Source organism: Streptomyces sp. 7R007, assembly GCF_054850255.1.
The window spans coordinates 1-15,080 of record NZ_JBTWMV010000052.1 but is presented as its reverse complement, the minus strand read 5'-3'; the positions used below and the strand labels follow the sequence as shown (position 1 = coordinate 15,080).

The 15,080-nt window shown below is 72.6% G+C and carries 16 protein-coding genes; 9 read left to right on the top strand and 7 right to left on the bottom strand.

Going from position 1 to position 15,080, the window contains the following annotated elements:
- Window positions 1-23: 23 nt before the first annotated feature.
- Window positions 24-554 carry a GNAT family N-acetyltransferase gene (locus ACYF6T_RS37620; protein ID WP_461702289.1) on the bottom strand — a complete coding sequence of 177 codons (531 nt, stop codon included), beginning with the start codon at window positions 552-554 and terminating at the stop codon, window positions 24-26.
- Window positions 555-559: 5 nt separating this feature from the next.
- Window positions 560-1,192, bottom strand: coding sequence for a dihydrofolate reductase family protein (locus ACYF6T_RS37615; RefSeq protein WP_461702287.1), 633 nt, complete (start codon window positions 1,190-1,192; stop codon window positions 560-562).
- A 156-nt stretch (window positions 1,193-1,348) separates the two neighbouring features.
- On the opposite strand from ACYF6T_RS37615, the gene ACYF6T_RS37610 reads away from it, so the two are divergent.
- The 6 genes from ACYF6T_RS37610 to ACYF6T_RS37585 all read left to right on the top strand — a co-directional run bounded on the left by ACYF6T_RS37610 (window position 1,349) and on the right by ACYF6T_RS37585 (window position 7,283).
- Complete coding sequence (locus tag ACYF6T_RS37610; protein ID WP_461702286.1) at window positions 1,349-2,041, top strand: hypothetical protein; 693 nt, start codon at window positions 1,349-1,351, stop codon at window positions 2,039-2,041.
- Window positions 2,042-2,046: 5 nt separating this feature from the next.
- On the top strand, window positions 2,047-2,538 hold the full coding sequence (locus tag ACYF6T_RS37605; RefSeq protein WP_461702285.1) for a hypothetical protein: 492 nt from the start codon (window positions 2,047-2,049) through the stop codon (window positions 2,536-2,538).
- A 295-nt stretch (window positions 2,539-2,833) separates the two neighbouring features.
- Complete coding sequence (locus tag ACYF6T_RS37600; protein WP_461702284.1) at window positions 2,834-3,952, top strand: CHAT domain-containing protein; 1,119 nt, start codon at window positions 2,834-2,836, stop codon at window positions 3,950-3,952.
- A 15-nt stretch (window positions 3,953-3,967) separates the two neighbouring features.
- Window positions 3,968-4,297 carry a hypothetical protein gene (locus ACYF6T_RS37595; protein ID WP_461702282.1) on the top strand — a complete coding sequence of 110 codons (330 nt, stop codon included), beginning with the start codon at window positions 3,968-3,970 and terminating at the stop codon, window positions 4,295-4,297.
- On the top strand, window positions 4,294-4,926 hold the full coding sequence (locus ACYF6T_RS37590; protein WP_461702281.1) for a hypothetical protein: 633 nt from the start codon (window positions 4,294-4,296) through the stop codon (window positions 4,924-4,926). Before ACYF6T_RS37595 ends, ACYF6T_RS37590 begins: the two co-directional genes overlap by 4 nt.
- Before the next feature lie 5 nt (window positions 4,927-4,931).
- Window positions 4,932-7,283: a tetratricopeptide repeat protein gene (locus ACYF6T_RS37585; protein ID WP_461702279.1), complete on the top strand. Its 2,352-nt coding sequence runs from the start codon at window positions 4,932-4,934 to the stop codon at window positions 7,281-7,283.
- Here ACYF6T_RS37585 and ACYF6T_RS37580 read toward each other — a convergent pair.
- A complete protein-coding gene (locus tag ACYF6T_RS37580) occupies window positions 7,243-7,653 on the bottom strand; it encodes a DnaJ family domain-containing protein (protein ID WP_461702277.1) in 411 nt (136 codons plus the stop codon). The two genes, ACYF6T_RS37585 and ACYF6T_RS37580, sit on opposite strands and share 41 nt — an antisense overlap.
- A gap of 81 nt (window positions 7,654-7,734) precedes the next feature.
- On the opposite strand from ACYF6T_RS37580, the gene ACYF6T_RS37575 reads away from it, so the two are divergent.
- Window positions 7,735-8,127: a hypothetical protein gene (locus tag ACYF6T_RS37575; RefSeq protein ID WP_461702276.1), complete on the top strand. Its 393-nt coding sequence runs from the start codon at window positions 7,735-7,737 to the stop codon at window positions 8,125-8,127.
- Between the two features lie 13 nt (window positions 8,128-8,140).
- Here ACYF6T_RS37575 and ACYF6T_RS37570 read toward each other — a convergent pair whose 3' ends face one another.
- Together ACYF6T_RS37570 and ACYF6T_RS37565 are read right to left on the bottom strand one after the other, a co-directional pair.
- Window positions 8,141-8,812: an O-methyltransferase gene (locus ACYF6T_RS37570; RefSeq protein WP_461702274.1), complete on the bottom strand. Its 672-nt coding sequence runs from the start codon at window positions 8,810-8,812 to the stop codon at window positions 8,141-8,143.
- Between the two features lie 78 nt (window positions 8,813-8,890).
- Complete coding sequence (locus ACYF6T_RS37565; protein ID WP_461702272.1) at window positions 8,891-10,039, bottom strand: DUF2330 domain-containing protein; 1,149 nt, start codon at window positions 10,037-10,039, stop codon at window positions 8,891-8,893.
- A 198-nt stretch (window positions 10,040-10,237) separates the two neighbouring features.
- Between ACYF6T_RS37565 and ACYF6T_RS37560 the strand changes: the two genes are divergently transcribed.
- Window positions 10,238-12,298: a bifunctional glycosyltransferase 87/phosphatase PAP2 family protein gene (locus ACYF6T_RS37560; protein ID WP_461702270.1), complete on the top strand. Its 2,061-nt coding sequence runs from the start codon at window positions 10,238-10,240 to the stop codon at window positions 12,296-12,298.
- 67 nt (window positions 12,299-12,365) lie between these two features.
- Here ACYF6T_RS37560 and ACYF6T_RS37555 read toward each other — a convergent pair whose 3' ends face one another.
- On the bottom strand, window positions 12,366-13,601 hold the full coding sequence (locus ACYF6T_RS37555) for a cytochrome P450 (protein ID WP_461702269.1): 1,236 nt from the start codon (window positions 13,599-13,601) through the stop codon (window positions 12,366-12,368).
- Window positions 13,602-13,840: 239 nt separating this feature from the next.
- On the opposite strand from ACYF6T_RS37555, the gene ACYF6T_RS37550 reads away from it, so the two are divergent.
- A complete protein-coding gene (locus tag ACYF6T_RS37550; RefSeq protein WP_461702268.1) occupies window positions 13,841-15,010 on the top strand; it encodes a steroid 3-ketoacyl-CoA thiolase in 1,170 nt (389 codons plus the stop codon).
- Here ACYF6T_RS37550 and ACYF6T_RS37545 read toward each other — a convergent pair.
- Window positions 14,994-15,080, bottom strand: an 87-nt coding sequence (locus ACYF6T_RS37545; protein WP_461702336.1) for a DUF397 domain-containing protein, incomplete at its 5' end; no start/stop codon positions are given. The genes ACYF6T_RS37550 and ACYF6T_RS37545 overlap by 17 nt on opposite strands.

Sequence of the window (15,080 nt, the reverse complement as noted above, 5' to 3'; positions counted from 1 at the left end):
TGGGACGGGTGAGGTGAGAGTTCTCAAGGTTGGCTGAGTTGTGCCTGATTTCGGGTGGGCTCTTGACGTAGGGCTTTGTGGAACCAGTGGTCGGCATACTTGTTGGCGTTGTGAGGGGGCGTCTCGGTGTAGCCGAGGCGGGTGTAGAGGGCCCGGGCCTCTGTGAGGTCGGCTCGGGTGTCGAGGACGAGTTGCGTGGCGCCCAGGGCCGCTGCCGCCTTCTCGGCGGCCTCGACGAGGCGGGGTGCCCCTCCTTTGCCGCGGAACTCCTTGTGGACGAAGACCCGGGTCAGTTCCCCCGTGGTGGGGCTGAGGAGGCGGACGCCTGCCGTGCCGGCCGGGGTGCCGTTGTGGTGGGCGACCAGCAACTGGCCTGTGGGTGGGGTCAGTTCGGTGCCCGGGGTGGCCGCTATGCCGCGTTCCAGTTCGGCCGGGTCGGTGGGGTGGCCCTCGTGGAGGAGGTACCAGCGGTCGCTGACCTCCGTGTAGTACGCCCGCCAGAGGGCGGTGGCCGTGGGTGAGTCGGGGCGTTCCGGGGTGATGGTCCAGGACATGCCGGTCATTGTGGGGACGTGGTGTGCGGGGCGCGCAAGCGGATATGGGTGACCTCGGGGGAGTCCAGGACGAGGGTCTTGGACCACTCGATGTGCTGGTCGCCGAGGTTGTCGAAGAGGCGTCGGCCGCCGCCGATCATGACCGGGACGACGTGCAGGAGGAGTTCGTCCAGCCAGCCGTCGCGGATGAACTGCTGGACCAGGTCCGCCCCGCCGGCCAGGGAGACGTCCTTCCCGGCCGCCGCCTCGCGGGCCAGTTCGAGGGCCTTGGCCGGGCCCTCGGTGACGAAGTGGTACGTCGTGCCGCCCTGCTTGACGACCGGCTCGCGGGGGCAGTGGGTGACGATGAACACCGGCGCGTGGAAGGGCGGGCTGTCGCCCCACGGGACCTCGCCGGTGATGTACATGCCGTGACCCATGACGACGGCGCCGGGACGCGCGACGTGCTCGGCGATCAGGTCGTCGTCCGGGCCGCCCGTCCCGCCCGTCATGCCCTGCATCCGGCGGAACGTGCGCAGGCCGTACACCCAGGTGTGCAGCCGTTCGCCGCCGATGCCGAGAGGGTGCTCGCGGCCCGACTGGGGGCCCGCGACGTAGCCGTCCAGTGACATGGCCAGCCGTGCGATGACCTCGCTCATGGTGATCTCCGGGGGAGTCGGTCGTGGAGTGTCCTCACTCTTGCGTCGATCGGGGGCGGCGCCGATCGACACGCCTGGCGTCGTCGTTTGAGGGGGGACTTCCGGGCAACCCGAACAAAGAACCGGCCCTTTGGACCGAAACACCGGAAGGCACCCATGTCCACAGGTGTGATCATTGCGTTGATCGTTGTCGTGGCGGCCGTGGTCGTGGTTGCGGCCGTCCTGATGCGACGTTCCCGGGGCCCGCACGGCGGCCGGGATCTGAAGCGCCGCTTCGGACCCGAGTACGACCGTGCCGTGGCCCGGCACGACGGGGACGCCAAGGCCGCCGAGCGCGAGCTCACCGAGCGCGTGGAGCGGCACGGATCGCTGCGGGAGCGGCCGCTGGAGCCGGCGCAGCGCCAGGAGTTCGAGGCCCGCTGGGCCGCCGCCCAGGAGCGCTTCGTCGACTCGCCCCGCGAGGCCGTCGCCGAGGCCGACCGGCTGCTGTCCGAGGTGGCCGCCGTCCGCGGCTTCCCCGACGGCGGCCAGTACGAGGAGCAGCTCGCCGCCCTCTCCGTCCACCACGCGGGTCATGTGCACGGCTACCGGCAGGTGCACCGCGTCGCGCGCGTCCCCGCCAACGCGGGCCAGGACGGCGAGCGGGCCGGCACCGAGGAGATGCGCTCGGCCATGGTCGAGGCGCGCGCCCTGTTCGAGGAACTGGTGGGAAGCGACCGCCAGGACCGGAATCGGGTCCATGAGCAGGACACCGGCCGGGAGCGTGTTCCGGCGGACGGCCACGGCCGGGCATCGAACCGTGGCCATCTGCCCTGGGCGCTCAACCGGCGTCACCCCAAGGAGGGTTGAGGCACATGTCCGACGACGTGACACGGCACGACGACAGCTCTCTCGGCACCAGCGCCACGGACGTCGGTGGCGCGGTCGGCAGCCGGACCGGCGCGGGCAGCGCCCACGGCACCGGTACGGGCACCGACACCACCTCCGGGCCGCGTACCGTCGCCCCCTCCCGGTCCGAGCAGGCCGGGGCGGCGAGCGCCGGGGCGCACGGTGACGGGCGGCTGCTGCCCTCCGAGGAGTGCGACAAGTTCACGCTGCGTCTGCAGCACGCCGTCTCCGGCTTCGTCGACGCGCCCCGCGAGTCGGTCCAGGAGGCCGACCACGTCCTGGAGGAACTCGCCGGCCGCTTCACCGAGGCCATCACCCAGCGCCGCCGCACCCTGCGCATGTCCTGGCAGGACCGGGACGGTGGCGCCGAGAAGTCCGCCACGAGCACCGACACCGAGCAACTGCGGTTGGCGTTGCGCGACTACCGCGAACTGGCCGAACGGCTACTGCACGGCTGACCCGTCTGCTTCGGCGGCCTCGGTGAGGCGGGTGTCGACCCGCCTCGTCCGGGGCCGCTTCGGCATGTGTCCAGCGGCCCCGTGACCAGCGCTCCGCTACCCTCGGGAGGAGCGACGGGCGACGGGGGGCTCGGTGAACGATCGCGGGGGGCCGGTGCCGGCCGACGGCAGGATGGTGCTGGCACGCCGGCTGGCCGGACTGCTGGAGGAAGTCCGGCAGGTGCCAGGATTCGGTGGCTTCCAACGCCCGCTCGTGGCACGGGACTTGCGGCTTGCCGCTGCCCAAGGGCCTGTTGTGGCCGTCAATGTGACGCGGCGTCGGGCGGACGCGCTGATCGTACGGCCCGACGGGGTCTCGCCCGTTCCACTGGACTTCACGGCCGGGGACGTCCATGAGGCGGCCTACACCTACGTGGAGGCGATCGAGCGGCACCAGAGCCGGCTCTCGGCCCTTGAAGAAGCGGACGCCGCGGCGCGGGAGACCTTCGACGCCAGGACCTGCGCGGCGTATCAGCGGGCCGCGGTTGCCCTCGTCGAGGCCGAGGCGACGATGGAAAGCGCGCTGACCTCGACCCTGGAGTGGTTGTGGGAGGCGATCGGCCGGCCCGTGCTCGACACCTGCGGCTTCCGGGAGCCGCCCGGAACGGGCCGGCCCTGGCCCCGGCTGTGGTGGTGCCCCACCGGCCTTCTGACCCTGCTCCCGCTGCATGCCGCGGGCCGGCACGGCGAGGAGGGGCAGAACGCGCTGGACCGGGCGGTGATGTCGTACACGCCCTCCCTGCGCGTGCTGATCGAGTCCCGCTCGTGGGAGCGGCCGACCGTGGCGGGCGGCATGCTGCACGTGGCGCTGCCCGAAACCCCGGGCCAGCGGGATCTGCCCCACGTCGAGCGCGAGGAGAAGTTGCTGGCGGAGCTCTTCGGAGGGGACTGCACCACCCTGAAGGGGCCCGCCGCGGACCGGACGTCGGTGCGGCGCGAGCTGGCCGTCCACCGCAGCGTGCACTTCAGCTGCCACGCCACCTCCGACCCCGTGCGTCCCGCCTCCGGAGGGGCCCTGCTCAGCGACGGCCTGCTGACGACGGGCGAGATCGCCGCCGAGCACCGGCACCGCGATCTCGCCTTCCTCTCGGCGTGCAAGACGGCCCTGGGCGGGCTGCTGCTGCCGGACGAGTCGATGACGTTGTCCGCCGCACTGCACTACACGGGCTACCGGCATGTGATCGGGACGCTGTGGTCCGTCCGGGACGCCGTCGCCGCCGAGGTGGCCGAGGACGTGTACCGCGACCTGTGGCGGGACGGCGTGTTCCGCCCCGACCGCGCCGCCGCCGCGCTGCACGCAGCCGTCCGCCGGCTGCGGGACGCCGCGCCGCACGAGCCGAGCCACTGGATGTCCTTCACCCACACAGGTCCCTGAGCCAGGAAGCCGCCCATGTCCGTACCCCCGCCCGCCATGCTCCCCTACGCCGAGGAGTCCGAGCCCCGCTACGTCCAGCACGTCGCCGACCACTTCGAGCTGCGCCCGTACGGCAAGGGCCTGCTGCTGGCCTGCGGCCCGTGCCCGCGCTGCGCCGCTCCCCTGGAGATCCCCGTCGTCCTCACCACGGTCCGCCTGATGTCGTGGCGGGCTCCGGTCCGCACGGACCCGTTCGAGGTGCCGATGGCGTGCAACTGCGACGAGGACCACGACCCCCGTCCCGACGGAGTGACCGAGGGCTGCGGAGCCTTCTGGCTGCTCGGGGTGCCGGCGGAACTGGCATGACCGGCCCGCGCCGTCCCCTGCCCGCCACCCGGTCGGCCGGCGCCTCGGACCTGCGGCGTCTGCGGGAGCACCGGCAACTGGTCCAGGAGGCCGTGCCGCGCGTGCGCGAGGCCGCCCTCGCCTGGCGCAACGGACTCGCCGCCCTGCTCGTGGCCCTGGTGGGCTTCGGCCTGATCAAAGGACGCTCGGACATCGGTCAGCTCGCCGACCGCTGGGCCGCCGCCGTGGGCCTGCTGCTGCTCGCCGCACTCGGCTGCGGTGCCCTCGGCGCCATGCAGCTCCTCCTCGCGGCGCACGGCAGGCCCCGAGCCCTCGACCTGCCGTCCGCCCTGCCCCGTGCCCTCCTGGAGCAGCGGGAGGCCGCCGACGCCGCACGGCAGCTGCGCCGGGGCATCGCCCTGACGCTGGTGTGCACGGGCCTGCTCGTGGCCGCGGTCGGCGCCACCTGGTACGGCCCCGCGAAGGAGAACGGCCTGATGCGCTTCGACACCCCCGGCGCCAAGGTGTGCGGCACCGTGCGGCGGGTCTCCGGGGGCGAGGCCGTGGTCAGGACGGGCGACGGCGAGGTCGTCGTACCGCTCGCCACCGTGCTGTCGATGGCGCCGGTGAGCGACTGCCCCAAGGAGTGACGGAGATGACTGTGTGCGACCCGGCCCGGACGTACGCCGAACTCCACAAGACTTTCCGGGAGTTCGTCCAGAACGACGACATCTCCCTGCTGCTCGCGCCGGAGACGACGCGGCGGCTGGTGGAGCTCACGGAGTGGCTCGGCGAGGCCGAGGAGGAGCGGGGCGGCCCGCTGTCCCTGCGCGTGGCCAGGCTCATGGCCTGGGTGCACCTGAACCGCTGGCACGACGACCCGCGCCGCGAGGGCGCCTCCGGGGAGCTCGACCGTGCGCTGGCGGCGAGTTTCCTGCTGCCCTACGGCCAGGGGGCGCCGGCGCCCCTCGACGGACTGGTCCGGCGCATCCACGAGGCGCTCGTGGCCGACCCGCCCGACCCCGTGCTGTTCCAGGACGCCGCCGGCGATCTGGTGACCATGGCCGACCGCTACGGCTGCACGGCCGCCCTGGGCCACGGACTGCGGTACATGACGCGGGCGCTCGGGCTGATGCCCGAGGACGATCCGCTGTGGGCCGTCGTCGCGCTGAACCTCTGCGCCGCCGTGCTCGTCGAGTGGCGGCTCGCCGGAGAGTCGGAGCACCTCGTCCCGGCCGCGGACCGGGGACTGCGGGCGGTCGACCGGCTGCCGACGACCGACGCCGACCTCGCCGCACAGTTGCAGCAACTCGGCCGCCTGCTGATGATCCGCCACGCGAAGGGCTCCGGCATCGAGGACGTGGACCGGGCGATCGAGCTGTACACCCGCGCGGCCGGCATCGACACGGCCCCTGAGGAACTTGTCCGGCAGATCCTCGCGGAGCTCGGGCTCGCCTGGAAGCAGCGCCACGACATGAGCGGGCGGCGCGGCGATCTCGACCGGGCGATCGAGACGCTGCGCCGGGTCGTACCCGACCGGGAACCGCTGGGGCACGCGTTTCGTACGGCCGCCGACACCCTCGCCTCCTGCTGGGAGAAGCGGGCCGGACTCACCGACGATTCCGACGACCTGCGGCACGCGCGGCGCCTGCGGTCCCTCCTGGCCGCCGAGGGCGGGACGGCGCAGGACCTGATCGCTCTGGCCGGGGTGGAGGAACGGCTCTTCCGGCGCTCCGGCCGGGCCGAGCTGCTGGACGCGTCCATCGGCCACTACACGCGGGCGGAAGCGGCCGACCCCGGCAACGCTACTGCGCTCATCGGGCTGGCCTGGGCGCTCAAGCAGCGCTTCGAGTACTTCGGCGGCGCCGCCGACCGTGACGACGCGGTCACGGCGGCCCGCCGGTCGGTCGACCTGACCCCGCCCGGCCATCGCAGCCTGGGGCGCCGACTGGCGATACTCGCCTCCGCGCTGACCATGCGGGCGCAGACGACCGGGAGCACACCGGATCTGGTCGAAGGACTGGAGGTCATCGACCGGGCACTCGCCCTCCCGGACGAGTCCGACGAGGACCGGGCCCTGCAGCTCCTCAACAAGTCCGCCCTGATCGCGGTCCGCCACGAGCTGACCGAGGCCGCCGAGGACGACGACCTGCAGATCGAGCTCTGCCGTGAGGCGGTGGAGCTGCTCCCCGACGGGCATCCGAAGAAGGGGATGTACCGCACGAACCTCATCTCGGCCCATCTGCAGCGCTACCGGCGCACGGGCCACGAGGACGACCTGGAGGCCATGCTCCGGGTCGGGGAGCTGGCGCTGGCCGAAACCCCCGCCGATCACCCCAGCCGTCTGGGAATCCTGTCCAACACCGCGATGGCGCTGCTCGTTTCCGTCGAGGACGGCCTCGACGCGGCTAGGCTGCGCCGCACCGTGGAACTGCTCACCGAGGCACTGACGTTCACGGCGCAGGGCCAGCCGCTGGATGCCAGGCTACGGGTCAACCTGGGCACGGCTCTGCACCACTCCGGTCGGCCCGAGGACGTGGAACGCGCCCTGCGCGACTGGAGCACGGCCGCGTGGAACGAAGCCGCCGCACCCGACGTCCGCCTCACCGCGGCGACCGAATGGGCACGCGAGAGCGCGGAACTGGGCCGGTGGGACGACGCCGTGGCCGCCTACGGTCTCGCCGTCGACCTGCTCACGTCCGTGGCCGGCCTGCACCTGGAGCGCGCGGACCAGGAGGCGCGACTCACCAGCCGGGCCCCGGTCACCTCGGAGGCCGTGGCCGCCGCACTCGAGGCCGACGATCCGGACCGGGCGCTGGAACTGCTGGAGGCGGGCCGTTGCGTGCAGTGGAACCATCAGCTGCGCAGCGCCGGTGAGCTCGCGCTGCTGGCCGACTCCCGGCCGGAGCTGGCCGCGGAGATCGAACGGACCTCTGCGGCCCTGGGGGTCGTGTGGTCCGAGGCGGTCACGCCTGGGCTTCCCGGCGCTCCCGCCACCCGCGGATGACCTCCTCGACGTCGTACGGCTTCATTCCGAGCGGGGGGCCGGGCGGTGGCTTGTACATCATGTCGCGGATCTTGACGTTGACGTCCGTGACGATCTTGCGGGCGATGCGTTCCGAGGGGGCCGCGTAGGCGGCGGTGAGGGCGTCCTCGGCCTCCTTGCGCAGGGCGAGGGTGGGGGGCAGGACCGAGAGGCCCTCGCGGGCCATCTTCTGCCTGATCCACCACAGTTCGTCGTACGTGGTGTCGGTGCCGGGCGGCAACGGCTTGCCGGCGCCGGGGAGTTCGGCGAACTCGCCGCGGCCCTCCGCGTCGCGGATCTGTTTGTCGACCCAGGATTCCCACGGCACGCCCGGTGGCTTTCGCTCGGTCATGAGCCCATTGTGCCGGACGCGGCTTCGCCGGGCGATTTATCATGCGGCGGCTGTGTACGCACACTTCAAGAGGAGCGCCACGTGCTCGAACTGACCATGGCCACCGTCTCCGGGGCGGAAGAGGGGGCCACGGCAGGCATGCTGATGGCCGACGCGCCGAGCGAGCCCGGCGCCGTGCTGCGGGTGGGCCGGGACGCGTCGGTGTGCCGGCTGGTGACGCCCGACGACTGGCTGTTCGTCTCCCGGGTGCACCTGGAGTTCCTGTGCGGGCCCGAGGGCGCCTGGCAGGTGACGTGGCTGCGCGGTTCCCAGCCGGACCCCTCCTCCGAAGTCCGGCTCGTCGTCGGCGAGTACGCGCAGACGCTCCCCTACGGCGGCTCCTTCGCCCTGCCCCGGGGCAGCAGCGGCGAGATCATCATCCAGGACCGCACCGCCCCGCGCAGCGTCAACGTCGGCTTCTACCAGGAGGTCTAGGCGCCTTCCCGGCCTACGGCAGCACGCGCGCCAGCGCGAAGCCGTCGTGGCCCTTCGTGCCCACCGTCTGGAGCGCCGTACCCGTCAGCCTCGGGTGGCTGCCGATCAGCTCGATCGCGGCGCGGCTGCCGAGCACGTCCGGCGCGGTGCTGTCCGCGTCGGCGACCCGGCCGCGCCGTACGACGTTGTCCACGACGATCAGGCTGCCCGCGCGGGTCAGGCGCAGCGCCCACTCGATGTAGCGCGGGTTGTTGGCCTTGTCGGCGTCGATGAAGACGAGGTCGAAGGGCGGCGGGTTCTCGTCGGCCAGTCTGGGCAGCGACTCCAGGGCCGGACCCACCCGCACCTCGGCGATCCGGTCGAGGCCGGCGCGGGCGAGGTTGCGGGTGGCGACCTCGGCGTGCCGGGCGCTGTACTCCAGGGAGATCAGGCGGCCGTCGGCGGGCAGGGCGCGGGCCAGCCAGATCGTGCTGTAGCCGCCCAGGGTGCCGATCTCCAGGACGGTGCGCGCGCCCTGGATCTCGGCCAGGAGGCGCAGGAACTTGCCCTGGGGCGCGGTGACCGCGGCGTTCGGCAGCCCGGCCGCCTCGCTGTCGCGTACGGCCGCGGTGAGGGCGTCGTCCTCCGGCGCGAGGTGGGTGGTGAAGTAGGCGTCCACGTCGTCCCAGAGCTGCGGATCGCTCATGCCTGTGTGCCTCCAGCCGGGTCCGGGGGTGGGGGGTGCGGGGGATTCGGGGAGTTCGGTGGGTCTTACGGCAGTCTTTCAGGCAGCCGGGCGCGGAGGGTGGGGTGGGTGGGATGGGCGGCGGGTGCCGCGCAGGGCGATCACCAGGGCCGTCGTCGTCGCCAGTGCCAGGGCGCCCGCGATCGTCAGGAGCCAGGCCGGGAGGCCCGCCACGCGGGTGAGGCGGTCCTCGTAGATCACCTGCCGGACGGGGGTGTCGGAGGGCGCCGGGCGCAGGACGTGGTCGCCGGAGATGCGGGACGGGTCCGGGAACTCCTGCCCGATCGCCGTCAGGTACGGGGTTCCCCTGGCGAGGTCCGCCAGCGGGCCGGACCTCGCCGTCACCCGGCCCGCGAACGTCACCCGGGGGCGCTCCCCGCCGATCGCCGTGCCCGTCTCCATGCGGTGCGCGGCGAGGACGTACAGGGCGAGGGACTGCGGTGTCGTCGCGAGGCGGGACAGGCGCATCGGGTAGACGGGCCGGCCGGCGGCGAAGGTGAGGTGCAGCGGGTCGAGGGTGCCGTCGAGCGGGGCGCCGGCGGTGGCGGGGGCCAGGCGTACGGCGACGTACTCCCAGCGGCGGTCCACGTACGGCTGGAGGGCGCCGCGCAGCCGGGAGGGGAGGGCGAAGCCGTGGGCGCCGAGCCAGCCGTCCAGGGCCGCCGGGTCGGTGGCCGTCAGGCGGGCCACGTCGAAGGGGCCGAGCCGCCGGCGGTCGACCACGCCGACCCGGGGCGGGGGCGCGGCGGCGCCGGGCGGCGGGCCGACGCGGTCGCGGCCGCCGGTGACCAGGGGCCAGTCGCCGTTCTGCGGCCAGAAGTGGTGGCGGGCGCGGTACACGGGCGCGGTGGCGGCGGTGAGCTGCGTGAAGAGCCGGGAGTCGCCGAGGCGGACCGTCGCCCGGTGCGGCACCGGCATGATCCAGGCGGCCCGGTCGGCGTCGCCGGTGACCGTCAGGCTCATCACGATCTGCTCCTGGCGCCCGTCCCAGCGCACCACGGACTCCTCACGGCCGACCGCCACCTGCTGGTGCGCCCCCGGGACCAGGGCCCCGCAGCCGCAGGCGTACGCGGGAGCGGCCAGCCGGCCCAGCTGGACGGCCAGCAGGGCCAGGACGACCGTCAGCAGGCGTGCGCGGGCGTCGGTCCCCGTGCGTTCCCGAGCGCGTTTGCGCAGGAAACGGACCATTTCCGGTGGCCCCCTCCGCCGTGGCGTCGACAGGGCTTCAGACGGTACGTGATCCTTGTCGCTCTCGCCGGGGCGAGTGAACCTTTGGCGCACTATCGTCATCCGGACAAAAGGAGGAGGGACGTCAGGTGAAGCCGGGGTAGCCTGCGTCTCTCTCAGGGGGCTCATAGGACGGACGGGGCGGGAGGCCGACGAGGCGTGGCGAACGTGGAGCACAGCGGGCGACCGGCGAAAGCCTTCGGGGCGACGGCTGTCGGCGGGGTCAGGGGGCGTCTGCGCGTGGCCCGGCTGGGACTGTGGCTGGTCGCGGCCGTCCTGGCCGTACGACAGGTGGCCGTCGTCCTCAGTACGCCCAGAGGCGAGCGGCTGACGGATCTGGAGACCTGGGTCGGCCCGGACGGCGTCCTGCATGTGAAGGGTTCTCTGTACGACTCCACGCGCTTCACCGGCACGCCGTTCGGCGGCCTGGTCCTCAAACCGCTCACCCGGGCGGCCGAACAGGCCCTCGGCTGGGGCTGGACCTTCGGCACCCTGCTGCTGGTCGTCGCCCTCGGCCTGGTCGCCGCCCGCGCCCTGCCGCAGCCGGTCAGCCGCCGCAGCTCCCTGCTGGCCGCGCCCGTCGCGATCAGCCTGCTGATGCTGTCGCTGCCGGTGCGCAACACGCTCTGGCTCGGCCAGACCAGCATCATCCCGGTGCTGCTCGTGCTGGTCGGCTGCTTCGCCGTGCGCGGAGAGCGCGCCGGCGGCCTGCTGATCGGCCTCGCCGCCGCGCTCCAGCCGACCGTGCTGCTCTTCACGCCCCTGCTGTGGTTCACCGGCCGCAGACGCGCCGCCGCCGCCACGGCGGTCACCTTCGCCGCGACGACGGCGCTGGCCTGGGCGGCGATGCCGCACGACTCGTACACCTACTGGGTGCACCACATGGCGGGCACCGGTCTGGGCGGCAAGGCCGACGACCTCGCCAACCAGTCCCTGCACGGCGCGCTGCTCCGGCTGGGCCTGACCGGCCCGCTGGAGATCGCCGTGTTCTTCGCGCTGGGCGCGGCGGTGGCCGTCGTCGGCGTGCGCCGGGCCGTGCGCTACGCGCGCGACGGACAGCTCCTGCTCGCCGTCGCGATCACCGGCTGCGCGGCCGTCCTCGTCTCCCCGACGACCTGGCAGCACCAGCTGCTGTGGGTGCTGCTCGCGGTCGTCGGGCGGGTGGGCAAGCGGGCCTCCGACCGGTACGTGTGGCCGGTCGCCGTCGTGCTGGTGATGACGCTGCCCGCGAAGATGCTGCTGCCGAACATGGCGGCGATGGAGCCCCTGCGCGACAACGTCGTCCTGCTCGCCGCCCTCGCCGCGGCGACCGCCGTGCCGTTCTTGTCCCGCACCTCGCCGTACTACCGGTCGCCGATCCCGACCGAGTACGCCGCCCCCGTCCCGGCGCGCCTGCGGCACGTGCCGCTGGTGCCCTTCCTGCGCCGGGTCCTCACCCGCCCGAACCTGCTGCTGGAGCTCCTGCTCATCCGCGTCACCTACGCCGCCTACGCGCGCGTGCGGCTCGCGGCGACCGGCGGCACCAACGCGGGCGGCCGGGTGCGGGCCGAGCACCACGGCCGGCAGGTCCTCGACATCGAGCGCTTCCTGCACATCGACATCGAGCACTGGGCCAACCACGCGGTGGTGAAGGTCGACTGGCTGCGGAACTTCTACGACTTCTACTACGAGTCGTTCCACTTCGTCGTCCCGCTGACCGTCCTCGCCGTCCTGTACTGGCGCCGGCCCGTGGACTACCGCTGGGCCCGCACCTCCCTCGGCTTCGCCACCCTGCTCGCCCTGGTCGGCTTCTGGCTCTACCCGCTGGCCCCGCCGCGGCTGCTGCCCGGCCTCGGGATCATCGACACCGTGCACGGCGTGCAGGACTTCTCCAAGCCGGACTACGGCACCCTGACGGCCCTGACCAACCAGTACGCGGCGATGCCGTCGCTGCACTTCGGCTGGTCGCTGTGGTGCGGTGTGGTGATCGCGGTCATCGCGCCGAAGTGGTGGATGAAGGCGCTGGGCCTGCTGCACCCCTTCTTCACCGTCTCGGCGATCGTGGCGACCGGCAACCACTGGGTGCTGGACGCGGTCGGCGGCGCGGCCGTGGTGGGCGCGGGCTTCGGCCTGTCGTACCTGCTCCAGGGCCCGCGGGCGAGGCTCACGAAGACGGTCGCGGCCGGCGAGCGCCCGGCCGAGGAGGAACTGGCCCTCGGGGGAGGCAGAAGCGGGGCGTAGGGGGGATGCTCCTGCCTCCCTCGACGAACGGACCGGCGGCGCCGGGATTGCCGCCGGTCCGAGTGCGTCAGGCCGGCCGGACCTGGAGGTGTTTGACGCCGTTGATCCAGGCGGAGCGCAGGCGGCTGGGGTCGCCGGCCAGGGTGAGGTTCGGCAGGGCGTCGGCGATGGCGTTGAAGATCAGGTCGATCTCCAGGACCGCCAGGGACTTGCCGAGGCAGTAGTGCGGGCCGCCCCCGCCGAAGCCGAGGTGGGGGTTGGGGTCGCGCAGGATGTCGAAGGTGTCGGGGTCGGTGAAGACCTCCGGGTCGTGGTTGGCTGAGGCGTAGAAGATGCCGACCCGGTCGCCCTTCCCGATGTGCTTGCCGCCGAGTTCGAGGTCCTGGGTGGCGGTGCGCTGGAAGGCGTTGACGGGCGTCGCCCAGCGGACGATCTCCTCGGCCGCCGTCGCCGGGCGCTCCCGCTTGTACAGCTCCCACTGGTCGGGGTGGGTGAGGAACGCGTGCATGCCGTGGGTGATGGCGTTGCGGGTGGTCTCGTTGCCGGCGACGGCCAGCATCAGCACGAAGAAGCCGAACTCGTCGGAGTTCAGGTTGCCCTCGTCCTCCGCCGCGACCAGCGTGGTCACGATGTCCTTCGCCGGGCACTGCTTGCGGTCGGCGGCCATGTTCATGGCGTAGGCGATGAGTTCGGTGGCCGACTCGGCGCCGACCTCCTCGGTGATCGCGTACTCCGGGTCGTCGTACGCGATCATCTTGTTGGACCAGTCGAAGATCTTGGCCCGGTCGTCCTGCGGGATGCCGATGAGCTCCGCGATGGCCTGGAGGGGCAGTTCGCAGGCGACCTCGGTGACGAAGTCGAAGGGGCCGGACTGGGCGGCGGCCGTGCGGGCGATGGCCGTCGCGCGCTCGCGCAGCCGGTCCTCCAGCGCCCGGATGGCGCGGGGCGTGAAGACGCGCTGCACGATCTGGCGCACCCGGGTGTGCTCGGGCGGGTCCATGTTCAGCAGGATCAGCCGCTGCGCGTCGATCGCGTCGCGCTCGATGTGCTCGTTGAAACGGATGATCGCGGTGTTGACGGTGGAGGAGAAGAGCTCCGGGTGCGTGGAGACGTACTTGACGTCGGCGTGCCGGGTGACGGCCCAGTAGCCCTCGTCCGCGAAGCCCGCGACATTGCCCGACTGCGGGATCCAGCGCACCGGTTCGACCCGGCGCAGCTCGGCGAACTCCGGCAGGGGCACGCGGTGGTGCAGCAGGTCGGGGTCGGTGAAGTCGAACCCGTCGGGAAGAGCTGGACAGGGCATGGAGGACTCCAGCTTGAGTTCTGCCTTGATTCTGACGGACCATCAGGTTTTCCGTGAAGGTAGTAACGGGTTCTACAAGAGGCAAGGGGTGCGGCGGGTCGAATTGCGTGCACGGCCCTTGCGGTTGTGCGGCGCCTGTCAGCAGACTGCTGGCAGAACTAGAACACGTACTAGTTCTGCGTGGCGGGTGGGCCGGGACGCCCGCGCCGCGCGGGTACCGGAGGAGAGGATCCACCCCCATGGCCGCGGAACCCGTGATCGTCGAAGCCGTACGCACCCCCATCGGCAAGCGCGGCGGCGCGCTCGCCAACCTGCACCCCGCCTATCTCCTGGGCGAGACCTACCGTGAACTCCTCGGCCGCACCGGCATCCCCGCCGACGCGGTCGAACAGATCGTCGGCGGCACCGTCACCCACGCCGGCGAGCAGTCCATGAACCCCGCGCGCACGGCCTGGCTGACCATGGGCCTGCCCTACGAGACGGCGGCGACCACGGTCGACTGCCAGTGCGGCTCCTCGCAGCAGGCCTCGCACATGGTCGCCAACATGGTCGCGGCGGGCGTGATCGACGTGGGGATCAGCTGCGGTGTGGAGGCCATGTCGCGGGTGCCGCTGGGGTCGGGGTCGAAGCACGGGCCCGGCAAGCCGTTCCCGGAGGAGTGGAACGTCGACCTGCCCAACCAGTTCGAGGCGGCCGAACGCATCGCGCGCCACCGGGGGCTGACGCGCGAGAACGTCGACTCCCTCGGCCTGATCTCGCAGGAGCGGGCCGCCGTCGCGTGGTCCGAGGAGCGCTTCAAACGGGAGACGTTCGCGGTCCAGGTGCCGACCACGGAGGAGGAGCAGCGGGCCGGCCAGGGCATGTGGCGGCTCGTCGACAAGGACGAGGGGCTGCGCGACACGTCCATGGAGGCGCTCGCCTCCCTCAAGCCGATCATGCCGACGGCCGTGCACACCGCTGGCAACTCCTCGCAGATCAGCGACGGCGCGGCGGCCGTCATGTGGGCGTCCAAGCGGATGGCGCGGGCGCTGAGGCTACGGCCCCGGGCGCGCATCGTCGCCCAGGCCCTCGTCGGCGCCGACCCGCACTTCCACCTCGACGGGCCCATCGACGCGACCCGCGCGGTGCTGGGCAAAGCCGGGATGTCCCTCAAGGACATCGACCTCGTCGAGATCAACGAGGCGTTCGCATCGGTGGTGTTGAGCTGGGCGCAGGTCTTCGAGCAGGACCTGGAGAAGGTGAACGTCAACGGCGGCGCGATCGCCCTCGGCCACCCCGTCGGCGCGACGGGGGCACGTCTCATCACGACGGCCCTGCACGAACTGGAGCGCACCGACAAGGAGTTCGCGCTGGTGACCATGTGCGCCGGGGGCGGACTGGCCACCGGGACGATCATTCAGCGCCTGTAGACGTCCAGTCCAGGAACGCGGTGAACGCGGCGGGATCGAGGGTGAGGACCGGTCCCGCCGGGTTCTTGGA

Coding starts and splice junctions, on each gene's coding strand:
- ACYF6T_RS37620 (WP_461702289.1), bottom strand. CDS start 554: ATGTCCTGGACCATCACCCCGGAACGCCCCGACTCACCCACGGCCACC.
- ACYF6T_RS37615 (WP_461702287.1), bottom strand. CDS start 1,192: ATGAGCGAGGTCATCGCACGGCTGGCCATGTCACTGGACGGCTACGTC.
- ACYF6T_RS37610 (WP_461702286.1), top strand. CDS start 1,349: ATGTCCACAGGTGTGATCATTGCGTTGATCGTTGTCGTGGCGGCCGTG.
- ACYF6T_RS37605 (WP_461702285.1), top strand. CDS start 2,047: ATGTCCGACGACGTGACACGGCACGACGACAGCTCTCTCGGCACCAGC.
- ACYF6T_RS37595 (WP_461702282.1), top strand. CDS start 3,968: ATGTCCGTACCCCCGCCCGCCATGCTCCCCTACGCCGAGGAGTCCGAG.
- ACYF6T_RS37590 (WP_461702281.1), top strand. CDS start 4,294: ATGACCGGCCCGCGCCGTCCCCTGCCCGCCACCCGGTCGGCCGGCGCC.
- ACYF6T_RS37585 (WP_461702279.1), top strand. CDS start 4,932: ATGACTGTGTGCGACCCGGCCCGGACGTACGCCGAACTCCACAAGACT.
- ACYF6T_RS37580 (WP_461702277.1), bottom strand. CDS start 7,653: ATGACCGAGCGAAAGCCACCGGGCGTGCCGTGGGAATCCTGGGTCGAC.
- ACYF6T_RS37570 (WP_461702274.1), bottom strand. CDS start 8,812: ATGAGCGATCCGCAGCTCTGGGACGACGTGGACGCCTACTTCACCACC.
- ACYF6T_RS37565 (WP_461702272.1), bottom strand. CDS start 10,039: ATGGTCCGTTTCCTGCGCAAACGCGCTCGGGAACGCACGGGGACCGAC.
- ACYF6T_RS37555 (WP_461702269.1), bottom strand. CDS start 13,601: ATGCCCTGTCCAGCTCTTCCCGACGGGTTCGACTTCACCGACCCCGAC.
- ACYF6T_RS37550 (WP_461702268.1), top strand. CDS start 13,841: ATGGCCGCGGAACCCGTGATCGTCGAAGCCGTACGCACCCCCATCGGC.